We start from the raw sequence: 25,038 nt of genomic DNA on the forward strand, positions 1-25,038 counted from the left end.
AGAAGAACAAGTTACCGGGGAGACGGGGCTGCTGCAGGAGTGGCAGGCGCCTGAGGGGTCGGGATACCGTCTGCCCTCGGGGGAACACTCTCAATGGACAGCAGCCCTTTCATGCGATCACGCAGATCTTCGCTGACCTCTCGCACGTCGATGTCGCTGCGTACGACTTTGGGCGTGATGACTACCAATAGTTCCGTGCGTGCGCCTGCACGCGAATTGGTGCCAAACAGATTGCCCACCAACGGCAGGTCCTGGAGCAAGGGCACTCCATTTTTGCCTCGAGTTTCGTTGTCTTTGATCAGTCCGCCCAGCACTATCGCCTCTCCAGAGCGGACGGCAACTTTGCTGCTGATCTGACGTTGCATGAAAGTGGGTTGATTATTGGCACTCGTGCTAGTTGTATCGGACACGTCCGTCACGGTCTGATCAATCTGCATGGACACAAGATTGCCGGAATTTACCGAAGGGGTGACCGCCAGGCTGACGCCAGTGTCACGGTACTGCACGGTACTGGTCGTAGCATTTGAGCTGTTGAGCCAATCGGTTGTGCTGGAGAGCACAGGCACCTGGTTGCCCACAGTCATCATGGCCAAGTGATTGTCCAACACCATTAGCGATGGGTTGGAAATCATCTTGATGGTGGTCTTCCTGGACAAGGCATTGAGCGCCATGCGGATTTTTCCCGCAGAGTTGACCAACGAATAGGTAAAGCCTTGCGCCATGGCGGTACCAAGGCTGCCGGTCCCCGACGTGACAGCACCCGATCCTGAGCTGATTTGCCCGGCCCCTTGGTAGTTGTTGCCAACACCGCCATCGAAAGCCCATTGCAAACCATAGTTGAGATTGTCGTTCAGGGTGACTTCAATGATGGAGGCCTCGATGAGTACCTGCGTAGGCGGGGTATCCAACCGCTTCAGGGTTGTTTCTATTTTTTCAAACTCACCACGTGTACCCCAGATCAGAATGCTGTTATTGAGGTCGTCGGACATAACGCGGATGTTGCCGATAGCCGCAGTAATCGGTTGAACCTGCTGGCCCGCTCCAACAGTACCTTGCTGAGCCCTGGCCCCAAAGGCCGAGGAGTTCGCCCCCGACCCCAGTCCATTGCCAAATGCGCTGCCCCCCAGCAACCCCGAACTGCGGGCACCTGCATTGTTCTGGAAGGCATTGTTGCCAGTCATCCCCCCCCCAGCAAATGAGTAGCCGGAGGTTGCGCCCGTCACGGGAGTCAGTCCAGGCGCGACCCCACTGTTAGCAGATGACCCACCTACCGCCCCACCACCAAAAATGCCCTGCAAAACACCTGCCAAGTGACGCGCATTACCGTTTTGCACCCGGTAAATGTAGAGCTGAGGTTCGGCACCACCGTCGCTAGGTCGGTCGAAGCGTTCAATCCAGCGGCGCGCTTCGTCAAGATATGCGGCCTTGGGCGTAACAACCAAGATGCTATTGATGCGCTCAATGGGCAGCACGCGCAAAGCACCAAACAAGGGATTGTTGTCTCCAAGCCCGACTGCTGGGGAGTTGGTAGCCGATGCAGCTGTGCCAGGTGTAGATCGGGTTGTGGCAGTGGAGGCGGTGGGCGTACCCGGCCGCGCTGCCGCACTGCCAGGTGCGGACGTCCCAGCACTGCCGATGAGTCGCAATGCAGCCTCGACTTCGCTCACGGAGGCGTACTTGAGAGGAAACACGCCGACAGACATACCTTTGAGCAAATCCACGTCGAAGGTATTGACGATATCCAACCAACCTTCGGCTTGTGAACGGGTTCCAGCCAGAACCAGCAAATTGCGCAGGCTATCAACACGCACTAGGCTGTCCGGCGGCATCATGGGCCGCAGAATGGTGGCCATCTCCGCTGCACCGATGTATTGCAGAGGAACGATGATGGGACCCGAACCAGGGGGCATGGCCACCGGGCCTGCCTGTCGGATACCAGAGCTGATGTTTCTAAGAGCCTCTGCTCTGCCTACGTGATAGCTACCTCGAGTATCTCCGACCAGCGCAAGTCCATTGACGGCCAGAGCGCTCTCCAGCAGAAAAACAGCCTTGTCGGGTGCCACGGGAGTACGCGTGGCTAGAGTAACCGTTCCGCTGATGGGCGGGTAAATCACATAGTCAACTTTAAGCAAATCGCCAAGGATGGTGCGAACAACCTCAGCGATAGGTGCATCTTCAAAATTGAAACTAATAGGCGCACCTCCCAGGGGAGATGCAGCCTTGACGGGAGCAATGACTCGATCATTGCCGCGCATGATGCGTGGCTCGCCATTTGAGCCTAGCGTTTCAGCTTCAACTGATGGCTGTGCATCACGCGGAGGCTGCTCTGGGGAAGTAACGCTCTGTGCCTGCGACGCTTGGCACGCGGCGGCCAGCGCCAAAGGAAGAATGTGCTTGCTGAGGGTCATAAACTCATGTGGGTCCGGGTCAGGGGCCAAAACGGGGACGACGCCGAACGGCGGCGGATGCGGGCGCAGATACCGAGGCAGGCTCTGCTGCGGGTTGCTCCGTCGGCGTTGCGACGGGCGTAGCTTCAGGCACTTGCGCCTGAGGATCAATATTGGCGAGCGCGCGGCTACCGCCGAATGGCGGCACGTCAGCTCCAGCGGCACTTGCCCTGGAACGAACCAACAGCAATTCCCGCGTCTGACCTCCGTTGGTGAATACCGCGCTTCGCTCTTTCACAGAGGTCAGCTGCCAGCCGTTTATGGACTCACCCAAGCGGACCCTACGCCCTTTTCCATCAATGCGTACGATCGCGCCGCCAAAGTCGCTTCCACCGAAAAAAACGCCAACTATCTGCGCGTTTGCCAGAAGGTCCGGAGGAGGAGCCGGAACGGGCGGCGGCGGTGGCGGCGGTGGACGACGAGTGCTGGAAAATATGGGGCGCTCAAGCAGTGCCAAGAATACATCGGTGCGTACTGGCTCACGGCTGGGCAAACCCGGAAGCATTTGCATATAGTCTGACTGTATGGGGTCCGGGCGTACCCAGTGGGTATGACGCACTTGCCCCTGAGGGTCTACCCACATTGCAGTCAAAGCCAACGCCAACAAAACATTGGCAGCGATGAGCATGCCGATCACCGGATTCTTCATGAATGCAACCGTCGCAGGATGAGAAATCCGAACTGCACCGACAAGCGCTGAACCCCACGATCCGGCGTGTCCTGGCTCTGAATACTGATTTGGTCAATGATCACCGCTGGACGCTGCTCCGCCAGTCCTATCAGCGCGCCTTGCAAAGCCGCGATGTCACCTTCAGCGCGCACTGAAAGAGGAATTCGCTCCATTTGCTCCTCAGTTTTAGCCGGAAGCACTTGACTGCTAGAAATGCTCATGCCGGCGGCAGTGAGCAGACTGCGTACTCGCTGCTGCACCTCATTGCCGGTCTGATTGGCATCCTGGCTACCGTCGTGAACATAAAGCGCCTCTAGTTCGCGCGCGCGCGCTGCAGCAGCCGATAGTGCATCGCCCCCTGCCTTCAGACCGGCCAGTCGCGCGTATCGAGGCCCAATAAAATCGGTCAGTCGGGTTTGCACCCATTGGTGCTTTTGGTAAACGTAGGTACCCGCAGCCAAGGCAACGGCCAGGAGACACGCCACGGTCACCAAGGGGATAACAATTTGTGAACGCAAGTACTGCTGCATGAATTTGCCAAAGTAAGCGGACATTCGTCACCGGGTGAAACGGCTCTTGCGAGGCGTCTCAGCACTGGCTGGAGTCGTGGTCGACGCCCCCACCGAATCATTCGATACAGACGAAACCGAGGGAGAGGTGGCAGGCGACGCACCAAGCGTCGGCTGAGCAGGGGGGGCAACGCTGGCTGGGTTGACGGCCACAGAGAACACTGCGGGGTCCAGCTGTATTTCAATACGGAAATTTTCCGCATTCGGCGCCAGCGCGCGCGTGGCGGCCGTGGGAGCGCGCACCTCGCGGAAGCCTGGCACCGAGCCAAGTGTTTGCATCAGAGTAGCAGCATTTCCTGTAAGCCCCTGAATGCTGACTTTCAAACCTTGGGTTTGCATGTTTTGGAGATAAGTATCGTCAGGCAGCACTTTCGTCAGTACCGTCATGAGTTGCAGCAAGTCGATGCGCTCCGCCAGCACGCCGCGCACTACCTCCAGCTGCTCGACAGAATGCGTAAAGGCTTCACGTTGAGCTGCGGCCTGCTTGGTCTCGTGCTGCATGCTTTCAAAAGCTGCAATCGCATCAAGCGATCGGGCTCGCAGTTGCAATGAGGGCGTAATGGCCATCATCCCTGCAATCACCATAGCAAAGAATACAAACGCAAAGGCAACACGACGTTGCCGAACGACCTCCTGCTCTCGGCTTTGCTCGCCCCAGCCACGGACAATGATGGGGTTACCATCAGTTGCAAAAACCCAGGCTTCAGCCTTTCTGCCAGATCGCAACCCGATATCACTCTGCCGCTCGTCGAGGTATCGAGCAATTTGCCGCCGAGAGGCAAGGATGACTTCGACGAGGTTTTTGCCCGACGCTTTGTCCAAGAGCGCGTGCGTCCCCCACACCGTGTCATCCATCGCAAAAGGACTGGTCGCACGCACTTCAAGCTCCACGGCTTGGGCTATGGCAGGGCCCGGCAAACCCGGCATCTGCTGCAGTTTGCGGAGCACAAGTTCTTCTGGAATTTCAACAGCCCCAAACTCTGCAGTCTCGATACCCTTGGCAGCCCCAAGCAACCGCCCCTTCCACAACACCAAGCTGCCATCTGCGCGCAATACACTTACAGGCAAAACAGGTGTCAACCAAGCGAATAGGGGTGTTTTCGCCACTGCTCGCCACGAAGCAAGGAATTGACGCCCAAGATCACGTAAGTCAAAGCCAAAAAGCTCAAAAGGGGAAGTCTGAGTGGACATAAGGCCTATATGCCCTTAGGAGATGATGCGAGCATCCAAGTTTCAGCGTTAAATATGCGCCATGGCAGTCCCGCCCGCATATCCGGGCTGACATCTACATGGAGCTGAACTACGCCTTGAGAACCATCAGCCATTGGAACCAACGCCTGAACGCGGTAGCGGGAACCGATTCCGGAGTCGATAAATTCGGCACGCAAAGCCGTGACGTCTATGCCTGCGCCACCACTCTGGCGGCGGGCACTGACCATGGACTGGGCGCGCGCCACATTCCCTTCCGCGAGCATTGTCAGCACCTCCAGCGGTGCAGCCCGGGGATTCACCTTGCCTGAGCCCTGCACATCAGCAGTCACAAGGGCGCGAAGTCTAGCATAGAGGTTGTAATCAACCCCTGGCACGCGCATCAGCTCCGACGCGTCTTCGAACCCCTGAGCACGCCCCAAGGCATCGGGTTTTTGACGCTCTATCACAATGGATTGCGCCAACTTCGCGGCAGCTTGAACGTCCTGCCCTCCGGCTGTCGCAAGAAGCACGGTCAACAGTTCAGGCGCGGCCCGGTTGATATCTACAAAACCGTTCAAAGCATTGAACTCAACGGGAATCACCCTCCCGCCATAAGACACTTGAAGGGTACGCCACGGCTGGCGCGGCCCGGCCTGCGGAGAGGTCAATTCCTGCAAGGCAAGCATAATCGCAGCCTCACCCGACACCTGCGCTTCGATCAAGCCACGTGCTGCTGACATGGTCCGTGTCTCGGCTCGAATAGCGTACACAATGCCCGTCACTGCAACGCTGAGAGCCGCCACGATCCAGAGCACGGCCACCAGAGCAATACCCTCCTGGACCGCACCCCTCCGCCATTCGGCTTTTGTCATCAATCACGCCCCCCGAGAGTGAAGCGAGTCGCTCCGATCTGACTAGCTGGCAACTGGCGCAGAGGTACGATCCATACCGGCCACTCACCCGACTGCGTATTCAACTCGATACGCACACGCGCGGGCACGCTGTCCTGGCGATGCCATGTGCCGACCCATTGCGGTGCAGACTGCCACGCATCTTCATAAGCCATGGCAAATGAAGTGACGGCATGAGCCACCTCAAACGACTCTGCCGAGCCCCAATCGGGCTCCCCTCCAACACCGTTCCATGGTGCAAAGCGAAGCACCAAGGCAGGACCATTTGCCCCCCCCTCTAGCGCAAGCCGAAAATAGCTACGCCCCCCTGCGCCAAATCGAGCTGGCATGACCCCGACCCAAATAAGCTCCTGTGGCCTTGCAACAAACTGATAAGGGGAGGCATCTGGCACCAAAGCCCGCGGTGCACGACGAGTGGAAATGCGACCAAGCGCTTTTTCAACAAATGCGGTCGTCACGCGCAATTCGTCGGTAGCATTTAGACGCTGCTCCACACGATCCTGTGCCTGAGCCATGGAATGAATGACGGAAAGCATGCCAGCCATCACAAGGGACAGCAATGCCATACTGACCAACAACTCCAGCAGCGTAAAGCCACGAGAAACACGGAGCTGATTTAGAAGCAAAGGCTTCATCGCGCCCCCTCCACAGCGACAACGGGGTTGCGCTGGGGCCGCAAGGTCTGCAGTTCGATGGAGCGAATTCGCCCACCATCGCTCCATCGTACATAAATCACCACTGAGTGCAGTAGCGTGATATTTGGCTGGACGCTACCAAAAGGCGATGTACGCACCTGCCATTCGAAACCAGCGGACTCACCCGACTCGTTCCAACCTGTCTCTGGAATCGCGTCTTTAGCCGCCAACAAAGATTGGCCAAGCATCAAGGCTTTTTGCTGCTCTTGTAGCATGCCGGCATTTTGGACACTGGCTCCAAGCGCACGGTACAGCACCCCTATTGCCATCGCCATAATTGACAAGGCAACCAACAACTCCAGCAGAGACATGCCGCGTTGCCGCCCGCAGCACTGAGCACGGGTCATGGAGCCAATGTTTCCAACGCAACTCGACCAGATAACCAGTCAACGCGCAACCGAGCGCCCTCTCCAGACGGGCGCAGTATGTCTACGCTACCACCGGTAGCCCCTCCACCGGGGAAAAAGCGGATGCCAGCACCTTCGCGGCCGTTCGCCTCCTCACCCGCCATGGTGACCCGAATCTCCAAAGGCTCGGGTATGAGACGCGCTTGCTGCCCGTCAACACGGTAGCTGCGGCGCTCAAGATCGACGACAAAAGAGGTCTCGACACGGGAAACAAGCGCCTGTTGCCGTGCCGCGCGCATGTCCATCATGATGCCTCGCAAGGCATCGCGATAGTTGGCCGAATCACGCAACCGATCAAAAGCCATCGGCGCCAGCCCTACCAGCAACGCCGATATGGCAAGCACAACCAAGAGTTCTACCAGCGTGAAACCTCGAATACAACGCATACAGCAGGCTGAAAGCTGCCTATCTCACTGAGCATTGCGCACATCTGCGTTTTCGCCATCCCCCCCTGGCGCGCCATCAGCGCCCAACGAAAGAATCTCAATTTTTCCACCAGAACTCGCATAACGGTACGGATGGCTCCAAGGGTCAGAGGGGACTCCGCCTCGGAGGTAGGGGCCGTTCCAACCATTGGCACTGCCAGGCTTCTTAACGAGCGCGTCCAACCCCTCTTCAGTGGTCGGATAGCGTCCCACGTCTAGCTTGAACAACTCAAGGGACTTATCTATATCCGCAATTTGTATGGCAGCAGTTTTGGCCTTGGCCCCTCCGAACTGGCCCAGTACACGCGGCCCAACCAAGCCCGCCAGCAATGTAAGGATAGCTAGCACAACCAGCAATTCAATCAACGTAAAGCCGCGAACAGGACGGCGGGTACTGGCATTCACCATGAGGATGGCTTCCTTGGGCAAACAGAAATTATACGGCGAGGTCATTAATTGAGAGGATTCCAAGCAGGATAGAGACGATGATGCCGGCGATCAGAACCCCGAGTACCAGAATAAGCACAGGCTCAACCAAAGTCAGCAGACGCTTGATCCCAATTTCCACCTCGCGGTTCAATATATTTGACAGCTCCAGCATCATGGGCCCTATGCGACCAGTTTCTTCTCCCACCCGAATAAGATTGATGGCTAGAGGTTCAAAGATCCCGGAAACAGCGGCAGCCTGCACCATCCGGCCCCCTTCCTTAACAATGGGCGCCATCTTGACCAACGCCTGCTGCAAAGGAACATTGCTGACTGTGTCCGTCGAGATATGCAATGCAGTGAGCATGGGCACGCCATTGCCCAGGAGGGTCCCAAGCGACCGCGAGAACAACGTCAACTGGTACTTTAACGCCAGCCGCCCCACGAGAGGAAGCCTGAGCAAACGCGACTGCCACCACTGCCGACCCGCGGGAGAATTCAGCCAACGCGACAAAAACAACATACCAAAAACCGCCACCACTCCGATCAGCAAGCCGTAGTGCCGAAAGCCCTGGCCCATGATCATGACGATACGGGTGGGTAACGGCAGGGCATCGCCCATGTCGGAAAAAAGCTTCTCAAACTGTGGCACCACGAATCCGAGCATCACGATGAGAGATAGCACAGCCACGCCCAACAATATGGCGGGATAGATCGTGGCGGAGATGACATTTTCGCGGAGAGCACGCTGACGCTCCATATGCTCGACAAGGCGGTCAAGCACAGAAGACATCTGACCGCTGACCTCACCCGAGCGCACCATGTTGATGTAAAAGTCTCCAAATAGAGCACGGTGAGCTGTCAGAGCACGGCTCAGGGGTGTTCCACCCTTCACAGCATCCAAAATACCTTGTACCAGCCCCATCACGCTGGGCTTGTGGCTCATATCGATCAACACGCGCAAAGCGTTGTCCAGCGCCAAACCAGCTCGTAGCATGATGGCCAGCTCAGATGTAAAGGCCATGACATCCGCAGCATTGACGGGCCCTTTCCCCTGACGACTCCTGGGCTGCGAAGAGACGCCGCCAGCCTGTCCCGCAACAGCAGCGGTGCCCCCCGTGTCGGCCACATCATTTAGAGCCAATGGTGTAAGCCCTTGTTCTCGCAACTGCCTAAGCGCCGCAGCACTATTGGACGCAGACAAACAACCTTGCTCAATGTTGCCCGTCGCGTTAGCGGCTCTCCAAACGAAATCAGGCATCGGTCTGGTCCTGCGTTACACGTGCTACTTCGTCGAGCGTCGTAACGCCTGCAGCAACCTTGCGCAGCCCATCCTCGTACAGGCTGAGCATGCCGCCCTTCGAGGCAAGTGAGTGCAGCACGTTCGCATCAGCGCCGTCGATGATGGCACGACGCATCGACTCATCCAGCACGAACAGTTCGTGAATGCCAATACGCCCTCGATAACCGCTTTGGCGGCACTGGACACAGCCCACCGCACGATAGATAGGTCGATCAGGGTCTGCGAAACGAGCGAGCCCCGTCTGCTCACGCACCTGCATGCCAGGTTCGTAAGGCTGTTTGCAATGACTGCACAAAGAGCGCACCAAACGCTGAGCGAGTACACCATTTACAGAGGATGTAATGAGGTAGCTCTCAACGCCCATGTCTTGCATGCGAATCACAGCCCCCGATGCGGTGTTGGTATGCAACGTAGAGAGTACCAAGTGACCAGTAAGGGCCGATTGAACGGCTATCTGCGCAGTCTCGCCGTCACGCATTTCGCCGATCATGATGATGTCGGGATCCTGGCGCAGAATGGAGCGCAGGGCATTGGCGAAAGTCAGATTGATTTGCGGATGGACCTGGATCTGATTAATGCCTTCAAGCTGATACTCGACCGGATCTTCAACAGTAATAATTTTATTGGCATCGGAGTCGATTTTAGACAAGGCAGCGTAAAGAGTGGTTGTCTTGCCCGAGCCTGTAGGACCGGTGACCAACAAAATGCCATGGGGCCTGGCCAGCAATTCATTGAATCGCAAAAGCGTGTCTGACTCGAAACCCATGGCTTCGAGGTTCAGACGCACACTGGCACGATCGAGCACGCGCATGACCACGCTTTCCCCGTACACAGTGGGTACCGTGGAGACACGAAGATCCAGCTCGCGCCCCTTCACACGCGTCTTGATCCTACCGTCTTGCGGAAGACGACGCTCTGCAATGTCCAAATGCGCAAGTAACTTCACGCGAGAGCTGACAGCGGCTGAGAGCCGCGGCGGCACGAGCTCACCGTGATGAATCACTCCGTCAACACGATAACGGACATGGAGCCCATCATCAAATGGCTCCAGGTGGATATCGGAGGCTCTGAGGTCAATCACACGACCCACGATACTGTTAACCAGCCGAATAACGGGCGCCTCACTCGCCAAATCCTTGAGGTGCTCGATGAAATCGATGCCATCAGATCCGTCCCCGAAAATATCACCGTCCTCAGAAACATCTTCAACGGACTCAGCAAGCACCTTCTCAATGTCGCTCTCCAACGCCAAGTACGGATGAATCCTGCATCCGGATGCCAATTGCATCGCTTTGAGCAAGAACGCGTCCTGTGGAACAGCCATAGCGACATAGAGGTCCAAACCTTCTACGCGAAGAGGATAAATCGCATGCGCGCGCAAAAACTCCGGCGATAACCCTTCCACCTCTGGCATCGAGTCCGGCAGCTCCTGTGCGGATACGAACGATATGCCCAGTTGCTTTGAGATAGCCTGCGCCACGTCGCCCTCGGACACGAGCCCCAGGCGAACCAACACGCGACCCAGCATTCCCCCCATTTCACTCTGCGCGGACAGCGCACGCTCAAGATCTCGGGCTGTGAGCCTACCGCCTTGCACCAGCAACTCTCCCAGTCGCGTGCGCTCTTCATGCCCCCCTCTTTGCGATGAGGTTTGCACATCTACTATCGATATGGTCATGAGATTCTCTGGAAACACGTTGCGCCGCCATTGTGCCGCTACCACAGAAATAGACGGCAAAAATTGTCTAACATCGGCCCCTTGTAGTACTTGCCATAACCCCCGAGACGCCTCCAGACAGACAGCCTCCGCCAATGCAAGTAGTCACGGACCTGAAGATCGTTCAAGCCACGCTCAAGTAGTCGCTCCTGCAGTGCCTGGGCTTGATCCAGCGTCTCTAGCCCCAGCCATCGGATTCGAGCCATAGTTCGAGGACCATCACAGACTATTCGTAGAATCCTGTCGCCAATCTCCCTGCTTCTTGCACCCACTTGGTTACCTCCATGCTGGCGGTACAGAACAAGCGGATCCGTCAGAAAATGTCGGCGCCCCTGGCAACTCAGCAAAGCACACCACCAGTCGTGCATCACAACCCGGGGGGGCAGTGGCAATGCTAGGTTCAACAAAGCTTGATTCACCATCGTGGCGCAGCCAGTGACGTGGTTGACACCAAGCAATACGGGTAGCGTCATCGAAGAAACATTGATGCGCTGCTGCCGAATAAAAGAGGCCGCAACAGTGTGAAGACTCTCGTCAACAACACGTAAATCAGAATGCACGAGGCACGGCATGCTGGCATCGCATTCAAGCTCCGTCATAGCTTGGACAAAACGCTCAACTTTGTGCGGTAGCCAGACGTCATCCTGATCACAAAAAGCTATCCAACGCGCGCTCCCATCCTTCGCTGAAGCAGCCATGAGTGCCTCAAAATTGCGCGCTACTCCTCGACCTGGATGGGGGTTGGACACCCATTGAATCCAACCCGCCGTCATTCGCTGAGCGAACGCTTGGACAACGGAAACAGTCGCGTCGCTCGATCCATCGTCACTGACCAGTATCCGTATATTGGGATAGGTTTGAGCGGCCAGAGACTCCAGTTGCGCTTCAATGTACCGAGCGCCATTGTAGGTAGCCAATAAAACATCAACCAAAGGCCCCCCCCCCAACATAGGCTGTGCCTCAACTGTCATGCTGACGGACAGCACTGCTCATACATGAGCGATTCGTAGGCATCGGTAATTTGCTCCCAGTCATAGAACGATTGCACGACTTGCCGAGCACGCTCAGCGCGCTTCTGCCGCTCTTCGTGCGTGCGATGGAACCAGTCCTGCAAGCACGCAGCCAGTTGCTGCGAAGTACGAAAGTAATCGGCAGCATCCCGGGCCACCTCGCTATTGAACTCGTTGTCATGCGCGATGACCCAGTTGCCGCAGGCCAATGCCTCCAGCAATGAGGGGTTAGTCCCCCCCACCGAGTGGCCGTGCAGGTAGCAGGCTGCATGCACGCGCAGGCTCTGGAGCTGAGCAACATCGTAGATGCCTCCAACAAACCGCACTCGCTCACTGGCCAGCGCCTTCAGTTGCCGCTGGTAGGGCGTGCCGCCTGACACATCCCCCACCACCACCAGGGGCCAGTCGCTCCCATGCAGCAGATACCCTTGGACGATCTCCAGAATATGGTTCTCCGGCTCCGGCCGAGCCACCACCAGCATGTAGCGATGCGCTTGCAAGCCCCAGTTGGCAAGCACCGAGGGATCGGCCGCTTCGGCAGGAACCAGTTCAGCGCCATACGCAACAAAACTGGTCGGAGCGCCCCACGGGTAGTTCTGGCGGAACCGCTGGGCAATAGCCTCAGCGTCTGCGATCAGGCGCGTTGCCACCTTGGTGGACATCCACTCCATGCACCGCAGGTAAGTGCGGGCCCCCCTGCCCCACTTGCTGCGGGCCCATTCCAGCCCGTCCACATTGATCCAGACCGGCACGCCGAAGACGCGCGGCCACCAGCAGGCCCAGGCCGCACCATAGCCCAGCATGTAGACGAGGTCGTAGTCACGGCGCGCATCCCACAGGCAAGCGCAATCGTAGGCCAGCACCGAGGCCGCGCCCCAACGGGGACGACGCCGGGTGCGGACCCGGACCCCTTGGTACAAGGTATCTGCAACCGGGCGATCCCCGCCCTCGGCATAGACCGTGACCTGGTGCCCACGGGCGACCAGTCGCGTAGCCAACTGCTCGGCAAAGGTCTCAAAACCACCGTAGCTTGCAGGAATACCCCGCGCCCCAAGGATGGCGATGCGCAATGAGGCTGGAGGGCTATCGACTCCGGGGGCCTTGGGCGCTGGAGCCAGAGAGCCCGTCAAAGGTCGGCCTCGGCCAGCCAACGCCCTGCCTGGTCTTTCGCAGACAGCTGGATGGCCGCCTCCACGGAAGGCCAGGCAATGGCCAGCTGCGGATCGTCCCAGCGGATGCAGCGCTCGTGCTCGGGGCTGTAGTAGTCCGTGGTCTTGTAGAGAAAGTCGGCCGATTCGGAAAGCACCAGAAAGCCATGGGCCAAGCCCGGCGGCACCCAGAGTTGCCGGTGGTTGTCTTCCGTCAGCAGTGCACCCACCCATTGGCCGAAGGTGGGCGAACCCTTGCGGATATCCACCGCCACATCGAACACGGCCCCGCGCACAACCCGCACCAGCTTGCCCTGGGCCCGGGGTGGCAACTGGTAGTGCAGGCCACGCAGCACGCCCTGGCTGCTGCGGCTGTGGTTGTCCTGCACGAACGCATGGTTCGTGCCCGTGGCTTCATTGAAGGCCTGCTGATTGAAACTCTCGTAGAAAAAACCTCGGCTGTCACCGAACACCTTGGGTTCGATCAATACAACGTCGGGGATGGATTGCCGGATAGCTTGCATGGCGGATCAATAGACCTTGTCGTTCAACAGGCGCTGCAGGTACTGGCCGTAGCCGTTCTTGGCCAGGGGTTGGGCCAGGCGCTCCAGCTGCGTGCTGTCAATCCAGCCCGAGCGCCACGAAATCTCTTCGGGGCATGCAATCTTCAAGCCCTGGCGGTGTTCCAGCGTCGCAATGAACTGCCCCGCTTCGAGCAGGCTCTCGTGGGTGCCTGTGTCGAGCCATGCGTAGCCGCGCCCCATGATTTCCACGCTCAGCTGGCCCTGGTCCAGATAAAGGCGGTTCAGGTCGGTGATTTCCAGCTCTCCGCGCGGCGAAGGCTTGAGGGCCTTGGCCATCTGGACCACCTGGCTGTCGTAGAAGTACAGGCCCGTGACCGCATAGCTGCTCTTGGGCTGCGCAGGCTTTTCCTCCAGCGACAGCACCTTGCCCTGGGCATCGAACTCGGCCACGCCGTAACGCTCAGGATCCTGAACATGGTAGGCAAACACGCTGGCGCCCACCGTGCGCTGCTGGGCACTGCCAAGCAGTTCGTGAAAGTCGTGGCCATAGAAAATGTTGTCGCCCAGCACCAAAGCGCTGGGGGCGCCATCCAGAAACGCCTCGCCGATCACGAACGCCTGCGCCAGGCCATCCGGGCTGGGCTGCACCGCGTACTGCAGGTTCAAACCCCACTGGCTGCCATCCCCCAGCAACTGCGCAAACCGCGGCGTGTCCTGCGGGGTGCTGATGATGAGGATGTCGCGGATGCCCGCCAGCATCAGGGTGCTCAGCGGGTAGTAAATCATGGGCTTGTCGTACACCGGCAGCAGTTGCTTGCTGATGGCCAGGGTGGCGGGGTGCAGCCGGGTGCCGGAGCCGCCGGCCAGGATGATGCCTTTGCGTTGCGTCATGTGGGGGTGCCGTTCAAAGAATTTCAGCCAGCATGCGCGCCACACCCGTCTGCCAATGGGGCAGCTGGAGGCCAAAGGTGGTCTGCAGCTTGTCGGTGTTCAGGCGCGAGTTGTGCGGACGCACGGCCGGGGTCGGGAAGGCGCTCGTGGGGACTGGCGCCACCTCTTTAGCTACTATTTTAATAGCTGAATTTTCAATACCAGTGCGCGCAAGCACGTATTTTGCATATGCATTCCAGGTCGTTTCACCTGCGGCCACACAGTGGTACAGGCCCGCGTCCTCGGGGTGCTTGTGCAGATGGCGCAGCGCGTGGGCGGTGACATCGGCCAGCAGGTCGGCGCCGGTCGGGGCACCCCATTGGTCGTCGATCACGGTCAGGCGCTCGCGCTCCTGGGCCAGGCGCAGCATGGTCTTGGCAAAGTTGCCACCGCGCGCGGCATAGACCCAGCTGGTGCGCAGGATCAGGTGCTTGGCACCAGCCTCAGCGATCAGCTGCTCGCCTTCGAGCTTGGTGCGGCCGTACACGCTCAGCGGCGCAGGCTGGTCGGTTTCGACCCAAGGGCGGGTGCCACTGCCATCGAAGACGTAGTCGGTGCTGTAGTGCACCAGCCAGGCGCCCAGCTTGGCCGCCTCCTGCGCAATCGCGCCAGGGGTGGTGGCGTTCAGGGTGCGCGCGAAGTCGGCCTCGCTCTCAGCCTTGTCCACGGCAGTGTGGGCTGCGGCATTGACGATGACGTCGGGGCGCAGGGCGCGCACCGTCTCGGCCACGCCAGCGGGGTTCGCGAAGTCGCCGCAATGCTCGGTGCTGTCGAAGTCCAGCGCCGTGACCGTGCCCAGCACGGACAGGCTGCGCTGCAGCTCCCAACCGACCTGGCCGCCTTTGCCAAAGAGCAGGATGTTCATGCGCGGGCGTCCGCAGCGGGGGCGGGCTGCTGCTCGTACTGGGTTTCTACCCAGTCGCGGTAGGCGCCGGTCTGCACGTTGGCCACCCAGTCGGCATGCTCCAGATACCACTGCACGGTCTTACGGATGCCGGTGTCGAAGGTTTCGGCAGGCTTCCAGCCCAGCTCGCGCTCGATCTTGCGGGCGTCGATAGCGTAGCGGCGGTCGTGGCCCGGGCGGTCCTTCACATAGGTGATCTGGGTGCGGTAGCTCTGGCCGTCGGCGCGGGGACGCAGCTCGTCGAGCAGGCTGCACACCATGTTCACGATCTCGATGTTGGGCTTCTCGTTCCAGCCGCCCACGTTGTAGGTCTCGCCGGGAGCCCCGGCTTCCAACACACGGCGGATGGCGCTGCAGTGGTCCTTCACGTACAGCCAGTCGCGCACCTGCATGCCGTCGCCATACACCGGCAGGTTCTTGCCAGCCAGGGCGTTGACGATCATCAGCGGGATCAGCTTCTCGGGGAAGTGATAGGGCCCGTAGTTGTTGCTGCAGTTGGTAGTGAGCACCGGCAGGCCGTAGGTGTGGTGCCAGGCGCGCACCAGGTGGTCGCTGGCGGCCTTGCTGGCGCTGTAGGGGCTGTTGGGCTCAAAGCCGCGCGTCTCGGCGAAGGCCGGGTCGGTGGGTGCGAGCGAGCCGTACACCTCGTCGGTGGACACGTGCAGGAAGCGGAAGGCCGGGCGCTCGCCCTCGGGCAGTGCGCCCCAGTAGGCGCGCACGGCTTCGAGCAGGCGGAACGAGCCCACGATGTTGGTCTGGATGAAATCCTCGGGCCCGTGGATGGAGCGGTCCACATGTGACTCGGCCGCGAAGTTGACCACCGCGCGGGGCTTGTGTTCTGCCAGCAGGCGGGCGAGCAGGGCGGAGTCGCCGATGTCGCCCTGCACGAAGATGTGGCGCGCGTCGCCCTTGATCCCATCCAGGTTGTGCAGGTTGCCCGCGTAGGTGAGCTTGTCGAGGTTGACCACGGGCTCGCTGGAGGCAGCAAGCCAGTCAAAAACGAAATTGGCGCCAATGAAACCTGCGCCGCCAGTAACCAGAATCATGGGATGGGCTGTGTGAAATGCCTGCTCGGCAGAACCCGCGATTATCCCACCCCGCCCGGCTACCGGGTAACAGAGTTCAACGCGCGCCTCCCGAGGCAGATGGAGGCGTCATTAGAAGTGGATACCACGCATCATCTGCTGCAGCGCCACCGCCTCTGCAGACAGCTGCGGTTTGGCGTCCTTGCCGCCCTTGGCAGCAGTGGAATCCGGGAACATGCGGAAGCTGGTGTTCATGGTGATCTGCGCCACGCGCGGCACCAGCGCATGCAACAACTGCCCAGTGATGCCCAGGCGCGTGGCAATGCGCACGGGCTTGAAGATGCAGGCCTGGGCAATCATGTCGGCCGCCTCTTCCGGCGCCAGGGTGGGTACGTTGTTGTAGATCTTGGTCGGCGCGATCATGGGCGTGCGCACCAACGGCATGTTGATGGTGGTGAAGGTGATGCCCTGGTCGGCGAACTCGCTCGACGCACAACGGGTCCACGCATCCAGCGCCGCCTTGCTGGCCACATAGGCCGAGAAGCGCGGGGCATTGGTCAGCACGCCGATGGAGCTGATGTTGACCACATGCCCTTTGCGCTTTTCTACCATGCCGGGCAGGAAGCCCATGGTCACGCGCAGGCAGCCGAAGTAATTCAGCTGCATAGTGCGCTCGTAGTCGTGGAAGCGGTCGTAGCTCGACTCGATGGCGCGGCGGATGGAGCGGCCTGCGTTGTTGATGAGGAAGTCCACGCCGCCGTGGTTGTCGATGAGCAGCTGCACGAAACGGTCGCAGTCCACCATGTCCGCAATGTCGGCCGAATAAGCGATGAACTGGTAGCCCTTGGCCTTGGCTTCTGCACAGGCTTCGTCGAGCTTGTCCTGGTCGCGGCCGCAGATGATGGTGGTGGCGCCCGCCTCGGCAAACTTGTGCGCCGCCGCCAGGCCGATGCCCGACGAGCCGCCTGTGATGAGCACCACTTTGCCCGCCACCGTGCCCTTGAGCGTGCGGTCGATGAACAGTTCGGGGTCGAGGTTGCGCTCCCAGTAGTCCCACAGGCGCCAGGCGTAGTCCTTGAGGTTGGGGCAGCTCACACCCGAGCCCTTGAGCGCCGCCAGGGTTTCGCGGCAGTCAAAGCGCGTGGGGTAGTTCACAAACGTGAGCATGTCCTCGGGCAGGCCCAGGTCCTTCAAGACGGCATTGCGCACGCGGCGCACGGGCGCCATGGCCATCAGGCTCTTCTTGATGCCCTTGGGGATGAACCCCAGCAGCGCGGCGTTGATGAACAGGTTCATGCGCGGCGCATGGGCCGCGCGGCTGAAGATGTCCAGCACATCGCCCACGCGGTAGCCCACCGGGTCCACCAGGTGGTAGCACTTCTTGGTGATGTCCTTCTGGTGGCTGATGACGTTGAGTGCATTCACCACGAAGTCCACCGGCACGATGTTCACGCGCCCCCCCTCCAGGCCCACGGTGGGCATCCAGGGCGGCAGCAGCTGGCGCAGGCGCTGGATGAGCTTGAAGAAATAGTAGGGGCCGTCGATCTTGTCCATCTCGCCGGTTGTGCTGTCGCCCACGACCATGGCGGGGCGGTACACCGTCCAGGGCACCTTGCAGTCCTGGCGCACGATCTTCTCGCTTTCGTGCTTGGTCTGGAAATACGGGTGGTCCAGGCCCTCGGCCTCTTCGAACATGTCCTCGCGGAACACGCCTTCGTACAGGCCGGCGGCCGCGATGGACGAGACATGGTGGAAGTGGCCGGCATCGATGGCCTTGGCCAGGTCCACCGTATTGCGCGTGCCTTCGATGTTCACAGCCACCTGGGTTTCCTCATCGGCGCCCAGGTCATAGACAGCTGCCAGGTGGTAAAAATGGTCGACCTGCCCCTTGAGCTTCTTCACATCATCGGCCGCCACGCCCAGCTTTTTGGCGGTGAGGTCGCCAAACACAGGGACAGCGCGTGCAGGCCCCACGCCCCAGAAGCTGCGCAGGTCGGCCACCTTGTCGGCACTCTCCTTGCGGATCAGGAAGTGAACCACCGCCCCCTTGCGCTCCAGCAACTTCTTCACGAGCCGCTTGCCAATGAACCCCGTTGCCCCCGTCACGAAATACTGCATGGATAACTCCTCTGAGATAACTTCATTCTTGCCCAAGGCCTGCGCACCCCGATTCAGCAGAAACCCGCGCCGATACTAGGCAAGCTTGGCCTGCGGATGCTAGATGGCGCGCTCTACATTTTTAGGAGCGCACGCCTACACCTTGCACGCCGTGCGGCGTACAGTGCGGCCATGCGTCGAAGGCACACCGCCCCGGCAAACCCAACCAACCGCACAACGGAGGCCCCATGGTCAAGAAACTGCAGAAACTCAGCGCTGACAAGAAAAAGAGCAACGCCCAACTGTCCAGCACCGTCAAGGACTCCGCCCAGCAGATCTGGCTGGCTGGCCTGGGCGCATTCTCCAAGGCGCAGGAAGAAGGCGGCAAGGTGTTTGAAGCCCTGGTCAAGGAAGGCCTGACCATCCAGCGCAAGACCCAGGCCGTGGCCGAAGAAAAGATCACCGAAGCCACCAGCCGCGTGACCACCATGGCCAGCGACATCGGCTCCAAGGCCCAAGGCCAGTGGGACAAGCTCGAGAACATCTTTGAAGACCGCGTGGCCAAGGCCCTGGCCAAGCTGGGCGTGCCCTCGGCCCGTGACCTGGAAGCCCTGAGCGCCCGTGTGGACGCCCTGGCCAAGGGCAGCAAGGCAGCGCCTGCCAAGGCTGCAGCCAAGCCTGCCGCCAAGGCACCTGCCAAGAAGGCGGCTGCAAAGAAGGCCGCCCCCGCCAAGGCTGCCGCCAAGCCCGCCGCCAAAGCACCTGCCAAAAAAGCGGCAGCCAAGAAACCCGCAGCCCGCGCAGCCGCCGACACCGGCGCCAGCAGCCCTTCGTCGGCCAGCTGATTGCCCCCCACCACGGGCAAAGGCGGCTCCACAAACCGCTGACACCTGAAAGCGGCCCACGCGCCACAGCGTGTGGGCCGCTTTTCTTTTTGGTGAAACCCACGAAGTGCGTTACAAGCCATTGCAGGGCAGACCTTGCAGCCCGGCAATGGCAGCGTGCCGCCATGCCGCAGTGCAGCATGGCGGCGTGGGTTAGAGTAGCCACCAGAGACACAGCAACAACGATGCACAACGACGCGAAGGGCCCGCACACATGGTGAAGAAAGCGCCACGCCGCACCGCAGAACGCATTCTGGAAGTCACGCTGGACCTGTTCAACCGGTTCGGCGAACCCAACGTCTCCACCACCCTGATTTCGGCCGAGCTGCGCATCAGTCCTGGCAACCTCTACTACCACTACCCCGCCAAGGACGAGCTGATCAACGCGCTGTTTGATCGCTACGAGCGCTCGCTCACCGAACTGCTGGCCGCCGCCGATGGTGTGCGCAACGTGGAAGACGCCTGGTTCTTCATGCACACGCTGTTCGAGCTGATCTGGCAGTACCGTTTCCTGTACCGCGACCTGAACGACCTGCTGTCCAAGAACCGGCGCCTGGAAACCCACTTCCAGGCCATCCTCAAGAACAAGACCCGCGCCGTGCGTGCCATGCTCGACGGCATGGGCCGTGCAGAAGCCCTGCACATCGACTCGCGCGAGCTGGAGGCCACTGCCACCAGCATGGTGGTGGTGCTCACCTACTGGCTCAGCTTTGAATATGTGCGCGACCCACGCCGCGCACTGGAGCCCGAAAGCGCCCAGGCCGCCCTGATGCGGGGCGCCCACCATGTGCTGAACCTGCTCATGCCCTACCTCGAAAGTGGCCAGCGGGCCCACCTGCTGCAGCTGGTAGGCGCCTACGCGGCGGCCCCAGGCTGACACAGCCACCCGCCACAGATCCCCCAACAAGAACTCCCGGAGACACACACCATGGCCAAATGGACCCCCTTCCCCCACGCTGGCGACTACCCGTTCGACGCCGCGAGCGTCAAGAAGCATTGGGCACGACTGCATGGCGGTGATGCCGAACCCTGCCCCAAGGACACCGCCGTGCTGGAAGCCTGGGCGCTGTTCCACAGCGGCGATTTTGAAAAAGCCGCTGCCGCAGGCCTGGCCGCAGGCGGCGCAGGCATCACCGTGGCCAACAAGGCCACCTCCATCTACGCCAACTACCTGGAGCCCAAAGAGAAGACCCGCCTAGACCTGTTCACCCAGGTGGCCGAGCGTGCCGAGGCCCAGGCCAGCGAAGACCCGAACAACGCCAATGCCTGGTACTGGCACGCCTATGCGCTGGGCCGCTACAGCCAGGGCATCAGCGTGGCCAAAGCACTGGCGCAGGGCCTGGGCGGCAAGGTGAAGGAGTCGCTGGAAAAGGCCATCGCCCTGTCGCCCAAACACGCCGACGCACGCATCGCGCTGGGCGCCTTCCATGCCGAGGTGATCGACAAAGTGGGCTCGCTGATTGGCGGGATGACCTACGGCGCCAAAAAGGACACGGGCCTCAAGCTGTTCCAGGAAGCGCTCAAGCTCAACTCCGGCTCGGCCATTGCGATGATCGAATACGCCAACGCACTCGTCATGCTGGAAGGCGACAAGAAGATGAAGGAAGCCACCGCGCTGTACGAAAAAGCCGCCGCCGCCGAGCCCATGGATGCCATGGAGCGGCTGGACGTGGAAATGGCGCGGAGTGAACTAGAGGAGTAACCCCCTGAGGCGCTTCGCGCCCGCAAGCGAAACGTCGCCTTTGCGGCTTGGCGGCCCTTGCGCGGTGGCACTGGCTTGGGCCACGCCGGTATCTCAAGCAGCACCCACGACAAGCGCTGGCTCAGCAGCAGCCACAACGTTGGCACGGACTTACGTCCTCAGCCCCCAAAGCGCCGCGCGGCAATCTCCAGCAGCCCGTCAAAAATCAGGTTGTCCACCAGTTCGAACGGCCGCGTCATGCTGGGTGCCATCTTCCAGCCTGCACCGCCGGTCATGATGCAGGCGGGCTCCTGGCTGCAGTGCTCTAGCAGGTGCTGGTACATGCGCTCCACGGCCCCTGCGATGGCGTAGGTGCCACCGCTGGTCAGGGCGTCGCTGGTGTTGGTGGGGAAGGGGCGCACTTCGCCCGTGGGCACATGCAGGCCGGCGGTGCCGGTCTCCAGCGCGCGCAGCATGATGCCGTGACCGGGCAGGATCAGGCCGCCCATGAAGCGGCCTTCGGTGTCGATGCACTCCACCGTCACAGCCGTGCCAACCATCACCACCACCAGCGGCCGCGCGGGCCCGCGTGCCAGCACATGGTGGCGCGCGCCGATCATGGCCACCCAGCGGTCCGAACCCAGACGCGAGGGGTGGTCGTAACCATTGGTCAGCCCCGCCTCCTGCGTCGAAGACACCACCCAGGATGGGGCCACGTCCCACAGCTCCATCTGTTCCTGCACCCGGCGCTTGACGGCATCCCCCGCCACCACGCAACCCAGCATGCGCGTCGGATGCGGCAGCGATGCCCAGCTGCCTTCAGCCAGGCGATCGATGTGGTCAAGGAACTCGGCGCCATGCGCAATCAGCGCAGCCCCGGGGCGGGGAGCGTCGTACAACGCCCATTTGAGACGGGTGTTACCGACGTCGATGGCCAGAAAAGTCATGCGGCGGATTATCCCGAGTTTTGGAATCGGGGCTGATCCCGCCGAGACAGCCCCACAGCGGCCCACACGGGAATGTGAAAAATCGTTTCACGCCCTCTGTCTGACACGGGCCCGCCCCCCATTGCCGCTACATTGGTCTCTCCTTTTTCTGCAACCTCAGGAGGTACGACATGGGTCTTTTCAGTTTCATCAAGGAAGCCGGTGAAAAGCTGTTTGGCGGCAAGGATGCGCAGGCGGCCACCGCCGCCACTCCCACACAGGATGAACTCAACGCCAAGGCGAGCAAGGCCATCGAGACCTACATCGCCGCGCAAAACCTGGGCGCCAGCAATGTGCAGGTGGCCTTTCAGGGCCCCGAAGGCAAGGTCACGGTGAAGGGCACCGCCCCCACCCAGGCTGCCAAGGAGAAGATCACCTTGTGCTGTGGCAACGTGGCCAGCGTGACCAGCGTCGAGAACCAGATGGAGGTCACCAACCCCGAGCCCGAAGCCCAGTACCACGACGTGGTGCGCGGCGACACGCTGAGCGCCATTGCCAAGAAGTTCTACGGCGACGCCAACAAGTACCCCGTGATCTTCGAGGCCAACAAGCCCATGCTGAGCCACCCCGACAAAATCTACCCCGGCCAGAAGCTGCGCATCCCTGGATTGAAGTAACCCCCTGAGCCGCTGCGCGTCCTCCCCCAAGGGGGACGCACCCAGTGGCCCGGCGAAGCCGGTTCCACGGGTGCACTGGCTGCGGGCGGGGGTGGTGCGAAAGCCTGTGGGAACGGGCTGCAACGAAGGCAGTCCCAGCGACGCCGCAAGGCAGATTTCAAGCCAAAATAGCTGCTACCGCTTGATAGAAAAGCGCTGGCAGCTATTTTTTTAGGAGCATCAACTCTGTTTCCACGGCAGGCCGTGGAAGCGCCAGCCGCCTCGCTGGCCGCGGTGGCCCTCTGCGTCGGGGTCGCCCTCGAAGCCTTCGAGGATGTTGTAGGCGGTGAGGCCCAGCTCGGTCGCGCGGCGCGCAGCGGCGATGGAGCGCACGCCGCTGCGGCACAGCAGCACCGCAGGCGTGCCAGCAGGCACGGCGGCGCGCATCTGGGCATCAAAGTCAGCATTCATCGCCATGCCGGGCCACTGTTTCCACGCCACGGCGGCAGCACCGGGCACCCGGCCCACCCACTCGCGCTCGGCGTCGCTGCGCACATCCACCAGCACGGCCTGCCCGGCCTGCACCCACTGCCAGGCCTGCTGGGGCGTGATGTCACCGGCATAGCCGTCGGCGGGAGAAATCTTGGCTTCGGTCATCGTCAGAGTCCTTCGTCAATCCCACAAGGGGGCGGGTTCTTCACGGAGATGGCTGCGCAGTTGCGCATAGTCGGGCACCACAGTCGCAACCGTGTCCCAAAAGCGCGGGCTGTGGTCCATCACGCGCAGGTGGGCCAGCTCATGCGCCACCACGTAGTCGATGATGGCCGGGCGGTAGTGCAGCAACCGCCAGTTCAGGCGGATGGCGCCATCGGCCTTGGCGCTGCCCCAGCGGGTGTTGGCGCTCGACAGCCGCAGGCTGGCCCAGCGCACGCCCAGGAGCGGCGCAAAGTGGTCCAGCCGCTCGGTGAAGTGGCGGCGCGCGTCGCGCATCAGCCAGGCCTGCACGGCGTCGCGGATCTGCGCGGGGCTGGCGCTGTGGGGCAGGCCGATGTGCAGGCTGTCGCCCTGCCCTGCCGCTACCACCAGCGCCCCGCCCTTGCCCGCAAAGCCGTGGCTGGGGTCCAGCACCACCGTCAAGGGCTCGCCCAGGTAGGGCAGCACGGCGCCATGGGCCCAGACGATGCGGCCGCCTTCCATGCGCTGCTGGCGCTCGCGCGCCTCGCCCAGCTTGCGCAGGATCCAGTCGGATTTTTCGCGCAGCGCAGAATCCACTGCGCCCAGCGTGACCCAGCTGGGCGCACGCACCGACAGCCCGTCAACCCCCACCGTGAACCCGATGCTGCGGCGCCGCGCGCGCTGCAGGGCATAGGCCACGACGGCATCGCCCAGCAGCAGCTCGCGATTGGCCTGCGGGTGGCGGAATTCAGCGGGTGACAGCAGGGAAGGCAGCGGCACCGCCGGAGGCGCCGGGATGGAGGGGCGGTTTACTATATTTTTAGGAGCAATCAGCGCTTGCCCATCAGGCGCAGAGGGCATTTTGGGCTTGGTATCCGGCACGCCCGCAGCTGGGGCCAACGGTGCTGGCTCCGCAGCGGCAGGCGGGTCAAACAAGTCCAGCGCCAGTTGCACAAGCCGCTGCATCACGGTGGGCTTACTTCCCGCTCGGGGCGGCCCCATTGGCCGCAGGGGCCGCGGGGGTTGCCGGATAGGCCCCGGGGTCCAGGCGGCGCATTTCGGCTTCGATCCAGGCCTCCACCTCGCGCATCAGTTCATCGGGCTCGCGACCCACGCTGGAGATGGGTTGGCCAATCGACACTTCCACCAGGCCCGGCCGCTTGACGAAGGCCTTGCGAGGCCACACCTTGGCCGAGGTGACGGCAATCGGCACCACGGGCGCGCCCGTGTCGATGGCCAAGCGCGTGCCGCCGGTTTTGTACTGGCCCTTCTGCCCGCGCGCGATGCGCGTGCCCTCGGGGAACATGATGATCCAGATGCCCTTGGCCAGCAGGTCCTTGCCTTGCTGCACCACCTTGTTGAAGGCCTGGGTGCGCTGGCTGCGGTCGATGTGGATCATGTCCAGCCGCCCGATGGCCCAGCCGAAGAAGGGCACATAGAGCAGCTCCTTCTTGAACACGTAGGCCAGGGGGTGCGGCATGATCGTCGGCATCAGGAAGGTCTCGAACGTGGACTGGTGCTTGACCAGCAGCACCGCCCCGGCGTTCTCGCCCTGGGGCAGGTGCTCCATGCCGGTGATCTCCACCCGGATGCCCAGGATCACCCGCGCACCGCTGATGCACAGCGACAGCCAAGCCCGCGCGATGCGGTACAGCGGTAGGCCGCGCACACCGAGCAAGGTGCCCAGCATGATGGCCAGGGCGTAAGGCACCACGGTGATGCCCATCCAGAGAAGGTGAATAACGGAACGGAGAAAGGCCATTTTTGATGGTTTTTTAGGCCGCCACCGCCTGTCCATCAAGCGATTACAGCTATTG

The 25,038-nt window shown here is 61.2% G+C and carries 25 protein-coding genes; 4 read left to right on the top strand and 21 right to left on the bottom strand.

The genetic code is table 11. The features are described from left to right. Positions 1-11 precede the first annotated feature (11 nt). The 17 genes from gspD to AvAM_RS10795 form a co-directional block, all read right to left on the bottom strand. On the bottom strand, positions 12-2,408 hold the full coding sequence (gene gspD, locus AvAM_RS10715) for a type II secretion system secretin GspD (RefSeq protein WP_137747032.1): 2,397 nt from the start codon (positions 2,406-2,408) through the stop codon (positions 12-14). Positions 2,409-3,092: 684 nt separating this feature from the next. Then, entirely contained in the window at positions 3,093-3,671 is a 579-nt protein-coding gene (gspM, locus tag AvAM_RS10720; protein WP_137747033.1) for a type II secretion system protein GspM, read from the bottom strand. Between the two features lie 3 nt (positions 3,672-3,674). Beyond that, a complete protein-coding gene (locus AvAM_RS10725) occupies positions 3,675-4,877 on the bottom strand; it encodes a PilN domain-containing protein (RefSeq protein ID WP_137747034.1) in 1,203 nt (400 codons plus the stop codon). 5 nt (positions 4,878-4,882) lie between these two features. Beyond that, entirely contained in the window at positions 4,883-5,749 is an 867-nt protein-coding gene (locus AvAM_RS10730; protein WP_137747035.1) for a general secretion pathway protein GspK, read from the bottom strand. Then, a complete protein-coding gene (locus AvAM_RS10735; protein ID WP_171012191.1) occupies positions 5,749-6,423 on the bottom strand; it encodes a prepilin-type N-terminal cleavage/methylation domain-containing protein in 675 nt (224 codons plus the stop codon). Before AvAM_RS10735 ends, AvAM_RS10730 begins: the two co-directional genes overlap by 1 nt. After that, entirely contained in the window at positions 6,420-6,830 is a 411-nt protein-coding gene (locus tag AvAM_RS10740; RefSeq protein ID WP_137747037.1) for a type II secretion system protein, read from the bottom strand. The genes AvAM_RS10735 and AvAM_RS10740 overlap by 4 nt, the downstream gene beginning before the upstream one ends. Continuing rightward, positions 6,827-7,276 (bottom strand): GspH/FimT family pseudopilin, encoded by a 450-nt coding sequence (locus AvAM_RS10745; RefSeq protein ID WP_137747038.1) that lies wholly within the window; start codon positions 7,274-7,276, stop codon positions 6,827-6,829. Before AvAM_RS10745 ends, AvAM_RS10740 begins: the two co-directional genes overlap by 4 nt. Positions 7,277-7,300: 24 nt before the next feature. Continuing rightward, positions 7,301-7,723 carry a type II secretion system major pseudopilin GspG gene (gspG, locus tag AvAM_RS10750; protein WP_137747102.1) on the bottom strand — a complete coding sequence of 141 codons (423 nt, stop codon included), beginning with the start codon at positions 7,721-7,723 and terminating at the stop codon, positions 7,301-7,303. 28 nt (positions 7,724-7,751) lie between these two features. Next, entirely contained in the window at positions 7,752-9,002 is a 1,251-nt protein-coding gene (locus AvAM_RS10755) for a type II secretion system F family protein (protein WP_137747039.1), read from the bottom strand. Beyond that, the gene (locus AvAM_RS10760; protein ID WP_137747040.1) at positions 8,995-10,722 is read right to left on the bottom strand and encodes a GspE/PulE family protein; all 1,728 of its coding nucleotides are present in this window, start codon (positions 10,720-10,722) and stop codon (positions 8,995-8,997) included. The genes AvAM_RS10755 and AvAM_RS10760 overlap by 8 nt, the downstream gene beginning before the upstream one ends. Positions 10,723-10,760: 38 nt before the next feature. Next, the gene (locus tag AvAM_RS10765) at positions 10,761-11,732 is read right to left on the bottom strand and encodes a glycosyltransferase family 2 protein (protein WP_137747041.1); all 972 of its coding nucleotides are present in this window, start codon (positions 11,730-11,732) and stop codon (positions 10,761-10,763) included. Further along, positions 11,729-12,841, bottom strand: a complete 1,113-nt coding sequence (locus AvAM_RS10770) for a DUF1972 domain-containing protein (protein ID WP_249368044.1) — start codon at positions 12,839-12,841, stop codon at positions 11,729-11,731. Before AvAM_RS10770 ends, AvAM_RS10765 begins: the two co-directional genes overlap by 4 nt. Before the next feature lie 56 nt (positions 12,842-12,897). Beyond that, on the bottom strand, positions 12,898-13,443 hold the full coding sequence (rfbC, locus tag AvAM_RS10775; RefSeq protein WP_137747042.1) for a dTDP-4-dehydrorhamnose 3,5-epimerase: 546 nt from the start codon (positions 13,441-13,443) through the stop codon (positions 12,898-12,900). Between the two features lie 6 nt (positions 13,444-13,449). Next, on the bottom strand, positions 13,450-14,334 hold the full coding sequence (rfbA, locus tag AvAM_RS10780; protein WP_137747043.1) for a glucose-1-phosphate thymidylyltransferase RfbA: 885 nt from the start codon (positions 14,332-14,334) through the stop codon (positions 13,450-13,452). A gap of 13 nt (positions 14,335-14,347) precedes the next feature. Beyond that, a complete protein-coding gene (gene rfbD, locus AvAM_RS10785) occupies positions 14,348-15,238 on the bottom strand; it encodes a dTDP-4-dehydrorhamnose reductase (RefSeq protein ID WP_137747044.1) in 891 nt (296 codons plus the stop codon). Beyond that, positions 15,235-16,323: a dTDP-glucose 4,6-dehydratase gene (rfbB, locus tag AvAM_RS10790; protein WP_137747045.1), complete on the bottom strand. Its 1,089-nt coding sequence runs from the start codon at positions 16,321-16,323 to the stop codon at positions 15,235-15,237. The genes rfbD and rfbB overlap by 4 nt, the downstream gene beginning before the upstream one ends. A 111-nt stretch (positions 16,324-16,434) precedes the next feature. Then, positions 16,435-18,420 (bottom strand): SDR family oxidoreductase, encoded by a 1,986-nt coding sequence (locus tag AvAM_RS10795; protein WP_137747046.1) that lies wholly within the window; start codon positions 18,418-18,420, stop codon positions 16,435-16,437. Between the two features lie 227 nt (positions 18,421-18,647). Here AvAM_RS10795 and AvAM_RS10800 point away from each other — a divergent pair, with 227 nt between their 5' ends. The 3 genes from AvAM_RS10800 (at position 18,648) to AvAM_RS10810 (ending at position 20,985) form a co-directional block, all read left to right on the top strand. Next, positions 18,648-19,244: a phasin family protein gene (locus AvAM_RS10800; RefSeq protein ID WP_137747047.1), complete on the top strand. Its 597-nt coding sequence runs from the start codon at positions 18,648-18,650 to the stop codon at positions 19,242-19,244. Positions 19,245-19,497: 253 nt separating this feature from the next. Then, positions 19,498-20,160 carry a TetR/AcrR family transcriptional regulator gene (locus AvAM_RS10805; protein ID WP_137747048.1) on the top strand — a complete coding sequence of 221 codons (663 nt, stop codon included), beginning with the start codon at positions 19,498-19,500 and terminating at the stop codon, positions 20,158-20,160. Between the two features lie 51 nt (positions 20,161-20,211). Beyond that, a complete protein-coding gene (locus AvAM_RS10810) occupies positions 20,212-20,985 on the top strand; it encodes a hypothetical protein (RefSeq protein ID WP_137747049.1) in 774 nt (257 codons plus the stop codon). A 158-nt stretch (positions 20,986-21,143) separates the two neighbouring features. On the opposite strand, the gene AvAM_RS10815 is transcribed toward AvAM_RS10810, so the two are convergent. Next, the gene (locus tag AvAM_RS10815; protein ID WP_137747050.1) at positions 21,144-21,911 is read right to left on the bottom strand and encodes a type III pantothenate kinase; all 768 of its coding nucleotides are present in this window, start codon (positions 21,909-21,911) and stop codon (positions 21,144-21,146) included. 170 nt (positions 21,912-22,081) lie between these two features. On the opposite strand from AvAM_RS10815, the gene lysM reads away from it, so the two are divergent. Continuing rightward, on the top strand, positions 22,082-22,567 hold the full coding sequence (gene lysM / locus AvAM_RS10820) for a peptidoglycan-binding protein LysM (protein WP_137747051.1): 486 nt from the start codon (positions 22,082-22,084) through the stop codon (positions 22,565-22,567). 219 nt (positions 22,568-22,786) lie between these two features. On the opposite strand, the gene AvAM_RS10830 is transcribed toward lysM, so the two are convergent. From AvAM_RS10830 to AvAM_RS10840, 3 genes are read right to left on the bottom strand one after another with little or no spacing between them, the layout of a single operon-like run. Next, the gene (locus AvAM_RS10830; RefSeq protein ID WP_137747052.1) at positions 22,787-23,203 is read right to left on the bottom strand and encodes a rhodanese-like domain-containing protein; all 417 of its coding nucleotides are present in this window, start codon (positions 23,201-23,203) and stop codon (positions 22,787-22,789) included. A gap of 15 nt (positions 23,204-23,218) precedes the next feature. After that, entirely contained in the window at positions 23,219-24,187 is a 969-nt protein-coding gene (locus AvAM_RS10835; protein WP_137747053.1) for a M48 family metallopeptidase, read from the bottom strand. 10 nt (positions 24,188-24,197) lie between these two features. Further along, the gene (locus tag AvAM_RS10840) at positions 24,198-24,983 is read right to left on the bottom strand and encodes a 1-acyl-sn-glycerol-3-phosphate acyltransferase (protein ID WP_137747054.1); all 786 of its coding nucleotides are present in this window, start codon (positions 24,981-24,983) and stop codon (positions 24,198-24,200) included. Between the last annotated feature and the right edge of the window lie 55 nt (positions 24,984-25,038).

The sequence above is a fragment of the Acidovorax sp. NB1 genome (assembly GCF_005405905.1).
Classification (GTDB): Bacteria; Pseudomonadota; Gammaproteobacteria; order Burkholderiales; family Burkholderiaceae_C; genus Acidovorax.

What these genes read in the sequence shown, in the direction of transcription:
- AvAM_RS10805 (WP_137747048.1), top strand. Translation starts at nt 19,498, where the DNA reads ATGGTGAAGAAAGCGCCACGCCGCACCGCAGAACGCATTCTGGAAGTC.
- AvAM_RS10735 (WP_171012191.1), bottom strand. Translation starts at nt 6,423, where the DNA reads ATGAAGCCTTTGCTTCTAAATCAGCTCCGTGTTTCTCGTGGCTTTACG.
- AvAM_RS10795 (WP_137747046.1), bottom strand. Translation starts at nt 18,420, where the DNA reads ATGCAGTATTTCGTGACGGGGGCAACGGGGTTCATTGGCAAGCGGCTC.
- gspG (WP_137747102.1), bottom strand. Translation starts at nt 7,723, where the DNA reads ATGGTGAATGCCAGTACCCGCCGTCCTGTTCGCGGCTTTACGTTGATT.
- AvAM_RS10740 (WP_137747037.1), bottom strand. Translation starts at nt 6,830, where the DNA reads ATGACCCGTGCTCAGTGCTGCGGGCGGCAACGCGGCATGTCTCTGCTG.
- AvAM_RS10815 (WP_137747050.1), bottom strand. Translation starts at nt 21,911, where the DNA reads ATGACTTTTCTGGCCATCGACGTCGGTAACACCCGTCTCAAATGGGCG.
- AvAM_RS10760 (WP_137747040.1), bottom strand. Translation starts at nt 10,722, where the DNA reads ATGACCATATCGATAGTAGATGTGCAAACCTCATCGCAAAGAGGGGGG.
- AvAM_RS10730 (WP_137747035.1), bottom strand. Translation starts at nt 5,749, where the DNA reads ATGACAAAAGCCGAATGGCGGAGGGGTGCGGTCCAGGAGGGTATTGCT.
- AvAM_RS10810 (WP_137747049.1), top strand. Translation starts at nt 20,212, where the DNA reads ATGGCCAAATGGACCCCCTTCCCCCACGCTGGCGACTACCCGTTCGAC.
- AvAM_RS10800 (WP_137747047.1), top strand. Translation starts at nt 18,648, where the DNA reads ATGGTCAAGAAACTGCAGAAACTCAGCGCTGACAAGAAAAAGAGCAAC.
- rfbB (WP_137747045.1), bottom strand. Translation starts at nt 16,323, where the DNA reads ATGATTCTGGTTACTGGCGGCGCAGGTTTCATTGGCGCCAATTTCGTT.
- AvAM_RS10725 (WP_137747034.1), bottom strand. Translation starts at nt 4,877, where the DNA reads ATGTCCACTCAGACTTCCCCTTTTGAGCTTTTTGGCTTTGACTTACGT.
- lysM (WP_137747051.1), top strand. Translation starts at nt 22,082, where the DNA reads ATGGGTCTTTTCAGTTTCATCAAGGAAGCCGGTGAAAAGCTGTTTGGC.
- gspM (WP_137747033.1), bottom strand. Translation starts at nt 3,671, where the DNA reads ATGTCCGCTTACTTTGGCAAATTCATGCAGCAGTACTTGCGTTCACAA.
- AvAM_RS10765 (WP_137747041.1), bottom strand. Translation starts at nt 11,732, where the DNA reads ATGACAGTTGAGGCACAGCCTATGTTGGGGGGGGGGCCTTTGGTTGAT.
- AvAM_RS10745 (WP_137747038.1), bottom strand. Translation starts at nt 7,276, where the DNA reads ATGCGTTGTATTCGAGGTTTCACGCTGGTAGAACTCTTGGTTGTGCTT.
- AvAM_RS10755 (WP_137747039.1), bottom strand. Translation starts at nt 9,002, where the DNA reads ATGCCTGATTTCGTTTGGAGAGCCGCTAACGCGACGGGCAACATTGAG.
- AvAM_RS10830 (WP_137747052.1), bottom strand. Translation starts at nt 23,203, where the DNA reads ATGACCGAAGCCAAGATTTCTCCCGCCGACGGCTATGCCGGTGACATC.
- rfbA (WP_137747043.1), bottom strand. Translation starts at nt 14,334, where the DNA reads ATGACGCAACGCAAAGGCATCATCCTGGCCGGCGGCTCCGGCACCCGG.
- AvAM_RS10835 (WP_137747053.1), bottom strand. Translation starts at nt 24,187, where the DNA reads ATGCAGCGGCTTGTGCAACTGGCGCTGGACTTGTTTGACCCGCCTGCC.
- rfbD (WP_137747044.1), bottom strand. Translation starts at nt 15,238, where the DNA reads ATGAACATCCTGCTCTTTGGCAAAGGCGGCCAGGTCGGTTGGGAGCTG.
- AvAM_RS10840 (WP_137747054.1), bottom strand. Translation starts at nt 24,983, where the DNA reads ATGGCCTTTCTCCGTTCCGTTATTCACCTTCTCTGGATGGGCATCACC.
- gspD (WP_137747032.1), bottom strand. Translation starts at nt 2,408, where the DNA reads ATGACCCTCAGCAAGCACATTCTTCCTTTGGCGCTGGCCGCCGCGTGC.
- rfbC (WP_137747042.1), bottom strand. Translation starts at nt 13,443, where the DNA reads ATGCAAGCTATCCGGCAATCCATCCCCGACGTTGTATTGATCGAACCC.